This is a genomic window from Kribbella sp. NPDC023855 (genome assembly GCF_040639475.1).
GTDB lineage: Bacteria > Actinomycetota > Actinomycetes > Propionibacteriales > Kribbellaceae > Kribbella.
On sequence record NZ_JBFAAA010000008.1, the window covers coordinates 326095 to 333857 of the forward strand.

The 7763-nt window shown below is 62.1% G+C and carries 10 protein-coding genes; 5 read left to right on the forward strand and 5 right to left on the reverse strand.

What is annotated here, in order from left to right; translation table 11 throughout:
* Positions 1-261: 261 nt before the first annotated feature.
* Both AB0F51_RS27140 and AB0F51_RS27145 read left to right on the forward strand, forming a co-directional pair.
* The gene (locus tag AB0F51_RS27140) at positions 262-1452 is read left to right on the forward strand and encodes a hypothetical protein (RefSeq protein ID WP_360284442.1); all 1191 of its coding nucleotides are present in this window, start codon (positions 262-264) and stop codon (positions 1450-1452) included.
* The gene (locus tag AB0F51_RS27145) at positions 1449-1868 is read left to right on the forward strand and encodes a hypothetical protein (RefSeq protein ID WP_360284444.1); all 420 of its coding nucleotides are present in this window, start codon (positions 1449-1451) and stop codon (positions 1866-1868) included. Before AB0F51_RS27140 ends, AB0F51_RS27145 begins: the two co-directional genes overlap by 4 nt.
* A 253-nt stretch (positions 1869-2121) precedes the next feature.
* On the opposite strand, the gene AB0F51_RS27150 is transcribed toward AB0F51_RS27145, so the two are convergent.
* The 4 genes from AB0F51_RS27150 to AB0F51_RS27165 form a co-directional block, all read right to left on the reverse strand.
* Positions 2122-2559, reverse strand: a complete 438-nt coding sequence (locus tag AB0F51_RS27150; protein ID WP_360284446.1) for an Imm1 family immunity protein — start codon at positions 2557-2559, stop codon at positions 2122-2124.
* Positions 2556-2948 carry a DddA-like double-stranded DNA deaminase toxin gene (locus AB0F51_RS27155; RefSeq protein ID WP_360284447.1) on the reverse strand — a complete coding sequence of 131 codons (393 nt, stop codon included), beginning with the start codon at positions 2946-2948 and terminating at the stop codon, positions 2556-2558. The genes AB0F51_RS27150 and AB0F51_RS27155 overlap by 4 nt, the downstream gene beginning before the upstream one ends.
* Positions 2949-3326: 378 nt before the next feature.
* A complete protein-coding gene (locus AB0F51_RS27160) occupies positions 3327-3587 on the reverse strand; it encodes a hypothetical protein (RefSeq protein WP_360284449.1) in 261 nt (86 codons plus the stop codon).
* Positions 3588-3936: 349 nt separating this feature from the next.
* Entirely contained in the window at positions 3937-4368 is a 432-nt protein-coding gene (locus AB0F51_RS27165) for a hypothetical protein (RefSeq protein WP_360284450.1), read from the reverse strand.
* A gap of 855 nt (positions 4369-5223) precedes the next feature.
* On the opposite strand from AB0F51_RS27165, the gene AB0F51_RS27170 reads away from it, so the two are divergent.
* Genes AB0F51_RS27170 through AB0F51_RS27180 form a run of 3 tightly spaced genes read left to right on the forward strand, consistent with a single transcriptional unit; the run spans position 5224 to position 7282 of the window.
* The gene (locus tag AB0F51_RS27170) at positions 5224-5880 is read left to right on the forward strand and encodes a hypothetical protein (RefSeq protein ID WP_360284451.1); all 657 of its coding nucleotides are present in this window, start codon (positions 5224-5226) and stop codon (positions 5878-5880) included.
* Entirely contained in the window at positions 5877-6560 is a 684-nt protein-coding gene (locus AB0F51_RS27175; RefSeq protein WP_360284452.1) for a YdcF family protein, read from the forward strand. The genes AB0F51_RS27170 and AB0F51_RS27175 overlap by 4 nt, the downstream gene beginning before the upstream one ends.
* Positions 6557-7282: a WbqC family protein gene (locus AB0F51_RS27180; RefSeq protein ID WP_360284453.1), complete on the forward strand. Its 726-nt coding sequence runs from the start codon at positions 6557-6559 to the stop codon at positions 7280-7282. Before AB0F51_RS27175 ends, AB0F51_RS27180 begins: the two co-directional genes overlap by 4 nt.
* A gap of 15 nt (positions 7283-7297) precedes the next feature.
* Here the strand turns inward: AB0F51_RS27180 and AB0F51_RS27185 are convergent, their stop codons facing one another.
* Positions 7298-7606: a hypothetical protein gene (locus AB0F51_RS27185; RefSeq protein ID WP_360284454.1), complete on the reverse strand. Its 309-nt coding sequence runs from the start codon at positions 7604-7606 to the stop codon at positions 7298-7300.
* Positions 7607-7763 lie beyond the last annotated feature (157 nt).

The following is a 7763-nucleotide window of genomic DNA, read 5'->3' on the forward strand; positions in this document are numbered from 1 at the left end:
AGTGTTCGGTCCAGTCGAACCAACCGGTCCTGGATCGCGGCCGACAGGTCTGGCAGGGTGAGCAGGCGCTGCGCAGTGGAGCGGATGCGCCTTCGCCAAAGCAGCGGTGTCTCAATGCAGCACAGCGCGGGCCGGTGCGACGGGCTCGGACATGCTTCGATCTCGAGTTCTACGATGTCCAGCTCATTGACGACGTCCGACCATGAGGCGGTCCTCTACGCAACGGACCGCTTGATCCAAGGGGTGCGGTACGTTCGCGCAATGGCGAAATACCCGAGGGTCCGCGAGCAGCACATCGCCGTTTTCGGAGAGAGCGGCTCCGGCAAGACGGTCCTTGTCTCCTCGTTCTTCGGCCCGACGCAGGAGCGGTCGTACTCGAACGATCTCTGGGACCTCGTCGCGGACGACACCGGCCAGGGCAACCGGCTCTACCAGAACTACCTCGGCATGAGAGACCGCGCGAGACCACCGGCGCCCACGAAATTCGCGGCCACGACGTACTACTTCTCAGTGAAGCTCAAGGGCGGAGACAACGCAGCAGCGAAGCAGCGGCCTTTCGACGCCCTGCGACTCGCGTGGCACGACTACCCCGGTGAATGGTTCGAGGAGTCGCCGAGCAGCGAGGAAGAAGCCAACCGCCGGGTCGACACGTTCCGGTCACTGCTGGGTTCCGACGTCGCGCTCCTGCTGGTGGACGGCCAGAAACTACTGGACTACAAGGGCGAGGAGGAGCGGTACCTCAAGTCGCTCCTGACGAACTTCCGCCAAGTCGTACTGCGACTCAAAGACGACCTACTGGCCGACGAGAACCGCCTGGTCGAGTTCCCCCGCATCTGGATCATCGCGCTCTCGAAGGCAGACCTCTTCCCTGACTGGGACATCTACAACTTCCGCGACCTGGTGATCGAGAAAGCCTCCAACCACATCGACGACCTGCGCTCGACGCTCAAGGACCTCGTGGAAACGCCGGAAGCGCTGTCGGTCGGCGAGGACTTCATGCTGCTCTCCTCGGCCAAGTTCGAACCATCGGCGGCTGATCCGGACCACGTCGAGATAGACGTGACCCAACGAGTCGGACTCGACCTCATCCTCCCGATCGCCTCCATGCTTCCCCTGGAACGCCGAGTCCAGTGGAACGAGCAGATGGAAATCCCACGCCAGGTCCTAGACACCTTGGCAGACGGCGCCGAGACCCTGGCCGCATTCCTGGTGGGCAGCAAGTTCTCCGTTGTCGAAAGCCTGGTGTCGAAGCTGCCGAAAATCGGCCCGCTCGCCACCAAAGCCGCGCTCCCTGCACTGGTAGCGGTCGCCAAAATGGCCGGATCCCAGGTCAGAGATATGAACACCCAAGCCCGGGCCCACAACGACTTCCTGACCGCGACCCTCACGCAACTCAAGCTGGATCTCAACCATGGCGTCAAAGACAACCTGCTCATCAAGAGCCGCAAGTGACCGCCCAGCACCTGCCCCAAACCCTCATCTGGGCCACCCGCGGCCACTCCTGGGGATTCCGCTTCCTCCTCAACGGAGGCCATCCCGACCCACTCCCGGAGTACGAACGCAACTTCGTCGGCCTCGAAACCGAGCCAACGACATACCGCCGCACCGCCGGCACAGTCGCACTACGCTTCCCCGACCCGCTGGGCCGCAAAGACGCCGCCGGCCGCATCATCCCCCACGACTTCGTCGTCTCCGGGGACTTGGCCGACGAGATCGAGTCAGTCGAAGACGGTCGCCAACAGATCTGGCCGCGCGTTGCACGAACCTATGCCCGAGTCTGGGAAGCCGAGGACCCACCATCAATTGCAGACCTCGACTCCCCCACCCACGCCAACAGCGGCGATGACGAGCGGGCCGACCCGTCCTAGACGGGTCATCAGGGGTCGCAGGCCGGCGTACAGCGCGGCAACCGAGTTCTCAACCTCTTCGCTCAGCACGGCGTCGACCAAGGTGTTGGCGTCTTGTGCAGGCTCCAACATCACCGGGTTTTCTCCAGAAGTGCGCCTCAATGCTGAGGCCTATGACTGCTCCCCTTGGTAGACGGTCTCCGGTTTCGAGCTGTGCCAGTTGGTGCTCTGTGATTGCTTGCGTGGGCTGGAATCGACGTCGATTCGCGGATCGTCACATGTTCGATGGCCACTCGGACCAACTTGGGGAGGTCGGTCGGTTGCCTCCTGATGTGAGGAACTCGTTGGTGGCTGTGCGGATTTCGTCGATGGTGATTTCGGAGTCTTGGGGGTACTGCTCGTCGTGGCCCATATAGAAGTAGAGGACTTCGTCGAGGTCGGAGCTTTGACCGACGGCGTACCAGGCGTTGTTGCCGGACATGTAGCGGATGGCTCCTACTTTGCGTTCGCCGTCGATGGCGATGCGGAGTTCGTGGTCCGGGAGGCCTTGGGGTGTGGTGGGGCGTTCGTTGATGTAGATGCCGGCGATCGTGTTGTCGCCGTCGTCGGTGGACAGCTCCAGGATCAGTGCGTCGATGTCTTGTGGGCTGGTGATCTGGGCTGGGTCGTTGGATTGGCCTCGTTTGTGGATCGCGCGCGCTGTGTAGGTCATCGGCTGCTCCCGTCTTCTGATGTGGGATAGGTGCGTTTGAAGTTGTCGGGTGCGTAGATCGTCAGTTTCGCGCCGGGCGGGAGGAACTTGTTGAGCAGGTTCTCGCAGGAGAACTCTTCGTCGTCGCAGGGAATGTTGTTCAGGATCAGTCGTGCTCTTGTCAGCCCACGCTCCCGCATAAACATCGCGAACTTTATCTCCACGTGCGATGTCGTCCACAGACGGCCGAGACCGAGTTCGACCGCGAGATCGTCGGCCTGCTTACGGTATTCGTCGAATCCGCTGATCCACTCATGGCGCCGACCTGTCTCGTCGACCCAGACTCCACGTGTCTTGTCCTTGGGTTTCCATGGGTAGATCGCGCATGACCCGGTTGGCCGTTGGATCAAACGGGTCTTCCGGTTCCGGCTCTGATGCTCGTCTGGCGGGATCGCGCCAGGCGGCCGGGCCGGGGTGGATGCGGTCTTCCCGGTCAGGAGCTGTTCGCTGACCGCTGACCATCTCCTGGACCCAGTTGCGCGCTTTGGGTGGGGCTAGGGACAGATGGTGTGCGGCTTCTTCACAGCGCCTCGCGGCCTCCTCCAGCTGCATTGCGGCCATCTGGGCACTTAGGTTGTTGCTCATGCTGCCGATCCACCCGGCCGACTCGCGATACTTGCCTGCGCGGTCGTGGAGGTAGGCCACCACCCGTGGAATCTCATCCAAGGTGTCAAGCAGCAGCTGTGCGACTCGTTGCAGCTCCGAAGGCACGCTGTCTCTCGGCCGGGCTAGATCTGGTTGGCGTAGCTGCGACAACCAGCCTCGGCGATCTGGAGCGCCTGGACCGCCTGCTCAACCGACTTCCCCGCGGCATCGAGGACCGCCGAGATGTCGCGATCCGCGCCGGTGGCCGATCCGCGGATCAAGGCCTGTACTTGCTCACCGGACTGCTCAAATCGTTGCTTGAACCCGGCCAGGCTGGCAGCTCCTTGGCGGGATTGATCGGCCAGACTGTGGAGCTGCATCTTCATCTGTTCGACTTGCGACATAGCTGCCTCACTTCTCAAGAGCATTCGGTGAACATGGCCACCCGCCAGGCGATAAGCGGAGGTGGTGGGTCAGGCGGGCAGGTCTCTTGCCCGGGCTGGACTCCCGGTCATAGAGATGGCGCAGCAACTCCCGAAGGCGCCGGCGTCGGGAGGGCTGGAGCGGCTGGCGCAGAGCAGCCTCGTCCCCTGATCCGCGCCAGCCGGTCTTTGAAGTCCCTGTCTGAGCCATCAGGGAACACAGGGGTCGGAACTCAGACAGGGACATCGTGGTGACGGAACCGGTGAGTGGTGCGGAGATCACAATTGCACCGAGGAGATGAGGACGACGCCCCCCACCGATTCCGTCAGATCATGGGGTGGAGTTCGCAATGACGACTCGAGCGCCGGTCGCCCGCTCGAACGTATCCTTGACGTCGTGCGTGATTGCCAGGGCGGCGAAGTGCAGTCGACTCGGGATGACCACCGTCGTCACCTCGTAGCGGTTGACTACCGCAATCAGGGCTTCGAATGCGGCCGGTGTCGTCTCGGTTTCCTCGGTGTAGATCGTCCCCATCGCAAAGCCTTCGGCCTGGGCGAACTGCCCCAGCTGGTCCTTGATGTCGGCCAACTCGCCGTCAGTCATGAGGAGATGCTTGAGGATGTAGCCGAGGAGAAGTGGTCGCGTGTAGTCGACCTCGCTCAACGGTCCTCGTCCCGCCATTGCCGGAACCTGACGTTCAACCGATCCCAGAGCACCACCCACCGGCGCCGCCGACGTTGGCCCTTCACGAGAGATCAGCATCTGGCACCACCGCAATTGCAGGCTCGATGGTCACCCGTAGGCTTGCAAAGCGCCGTGTCATTGCGGCCTGGTACCGAATCGCGGCCTCGGGATTGTCGGTGTGCTCCGCGATGATGTGTTTGCCGAACCACACGCAAACCCGGTGGCGCGAGATTGTGCCCCTGGTCGTAGCCGTTCGTAAATCTTCGTGATCGGGCGGAACGTGATCTGGAGGTGCCACAGGGATCACTCCTTCGGACGAGGCCTTCGTATTGGATCGAAGACCCGTGGCGAGTTGGCTTGGCAGGTTCGCAGGACCAGCCTGCGATGCCTGCCGTCTTGGCCCAATGACCGCCTGTGGAACTTCCGTGGCACTTGTGCTGCGCCTAGACCAGACTGCTGCTTTGATGTCAGTCAGAGAGGGGTTCGGTGCAGAGCGTAATCACGTGGACTGGGCATGAAGCCAGGGCATTACGACTAGCCCTGCGATTCAGCGTGCGCGCGTTCGCTGAGCACCTCGGAGTTGCGATTCGCACGGTGTCGAAATGGGAAGCCGCAGGCACATCCCGCCAGCCCCGACCCGACATGCAGGCGGCATTGGACACTGTGTTGGCCAACGCTGACTCTCAGGCCCGGGCTCGGTTCGACGAGTTACGGACGAGCACACGTCCTGGGAGATCAAGGCTGCAGCCACTGACACGGTGGGACAACGAATCCTGGACTGATGACCTAGATCGCGCTCGTCTCTACGCTGACAGGCAGAACTTTGCTCTCGCCTCACGCCTGGTCGAGCGGTGGCTCGGTCGTGCGGCGCAGATCGATCTTGATGAGAGCAGCCTCTATCTCCAAGGTCGTTCCCTGGTACTCCTGGGGAACTTGCAGCGCGACCAGGGGGAACTTAGCGGCCCCGGCTCCGCGAGATCTGCCTATGCGAAAGCCCTCGAGACGTTTGCCGCACTCAACGCTGTATCGAGGATCGGGCAGGTAGAACTCCTTCTCACCGTTGTCGCCGAGATGTCAGGTGAGATCGAGCAGTCTGCGCGGGCGTACCAGGTGCTCGCGGACGATCAGCGCCTCAACCCGCTCGATCGAGCTCGCGCTCGGCTTTGGATCGGAACCGCCGTGACCAAGTCTTCCAGACTGAGCGAGGAGAAGGTCGACGTTGCTATTGGTGCGATCGGCCTCGCAATCGAGGAGTTCGAGAGTCTCGATGAACCCGATGAGTGGAGTGTCGCGCACCAGAAGCTTGCGTTAGCTCACTTGGCAGCCGGCAACCCGGACGCCGCGCACCGCTATATGGACATAGCCGTCGCGAACGGCCGCGACGACTCTCCCCTTCAACGCGTTAAGCTCGACACCGCCCGCGCGCACATCCTGCTCGCTGACAAGGCAACGCGTGAGAGTGCCTTTGTCCTACTGGGGCAGTCGCGCACCCATGCGATCAAGCACAAGCTGACCCATCAAGTGGCGAGCATCGATCGCATCAGTCGCCTCGCGGACGACGGCAGAATTCAGCAGAGAGCAGGTCGATGATGTTGGAGACGGATATTAGCCAGCTCAGCAAGAACCCCACGGACGACCAGATCAAGGACGCCCAACTGATCTGGGACTACCACCAGATGCATCATGAACTGCGGTCTGTGGATGTGGGAATTGGGCTCGGCAGTCATGACCTAGGCGTCGCGACATTCGCTGCCCAGCTCTACAGGCAGGGCCTGTTTCCGACGCTTGTCTTCACCGGAGCGAACAGCCGGACGACGGCAGCTCGGTTTCCTCGTGGTGAGGCGGTCCACTACCGCGAGCACGCGATCACGCTGGGCGTACCCGACTCTGATGTGTTGGTCGAACCCCAGGCGACGAACACGGGCCAGAACATCGTACTCACGCGAGAGTTGCTGGCCGGCCAGGCAGGACCCGTCGAATCTGTACTGCTGATCTCCAAGCCCTACATGGAGCGCAGGGCATTTGCCACCTGTCAGAAGATGTGGCCAGAGGTTGAGGTCATCTGTGCGTCAGAACCGATCGCGTTCGCCGACTACCTCGAAAGCATCGGCGATCCGGGTCTTGTTGTCGACATGCTTGTTGGTGACCTGCAACGCGTGATCGAGTACCCAGCACTCGGCTTCGCTGTCGAGCAGGATGTACCTGACGACGTACGGATTGCCTATGAACGTCTGATTGAGGCCGGCTACATCAGCCGACTGATGACGTGACGCAGACCAAGCCGCGGTTGTGTGCCGTCCACCAGCCCAACCTGTTTCCGCGGCTGTCGACGCTGGCCAAGCTCCATGCGGCCGATGTTTGGGTCGCCCTGGACGACGTTCAGTTCGCTCGGAGGGACTACCAACATCGGGCAAGGCTCGGACCGCGCTCGGATCCTTCGGCTCAGCAATGGATGTCGTTGCCGGTGGCGCTGCCGAGCGGGAGAACCACTGAGATCAGAGATGTCCGTGTCCTCGATTCGGAGATGTCCCGCCGAAGAGTTGCGAGGATGACCAGGCAAGCTCACGGACGCGGCCTGCACTGGGAACCGGTCGGCAATGTGGTCGATCAGGTCGTGCACTTGATAGAGCAGACGGACCGCCTTGCTGAGATCGCGATCGCCTCGACCCAATCGCTTCTCGAGCTAGTCGGCTGGACCGGCGAAATCGTTCGAAGCAGCGACCTTGTGGCGCGAACTGAGCGTTCCCTGCGACTTGCTGACCTCACGCTCGCTGTGGGCGCAGCCGCGTATATATGCGGCACTGGCGGTAGTAGGTATCTAGACGGAGACGTCTTCGCGGACCTCGGCCTCGGCGTGCAGTACTTCAGTTGTCCTGAATCTGGAATTTGGGCTGGCGCCAGTCGAGTGAGTGCCATTGCCGCTCTTGCGGAAGACGGCAGAACCTTCCTGTCGGAAGCGGGGTCGCAGCTCAGCACGGAGCGTGGGCGTTAGCCACAGCAGCGGCGACTACGAGTTGCGTTGGTCGGCGATGGATCGGGTGCATTGACAGGTGGTGAGTGTCTCGCGTAGCGCGAGGTGGACCTGCCGTAGCTCGACGACTTGGGCCTCGAGCCTATCGATCTCGGCGCTCAGGGCATCGAGGCGCTGTTGGCCGCTCGCGCCTCGTGCAGACGAGATGCCTTTGCGGCTGCGCCAGCGGCGCAAACGGCACAGATCCGTGCAGAACCGCTGGTCAGATCTGCCGGCGATGAAGGTCGCCGCACAGTGCTCACACACGCGTCTTCGCGCGTCGAGATTGGCGAGAGACTTGCTCACAGAGTCGTCCATACTGCCTCAACGGCGGACGGACGATGCGTTCGATTAGCCGCTTCGTTCAGCTGAATACTGGTGGTGTGTCGTGTTCGACTGTCGCCAGAGCTCATGCTGGTTCAACGGTTGGCGTGGGGCAGGTTTGCGGTCGTCAGGGCTGGCC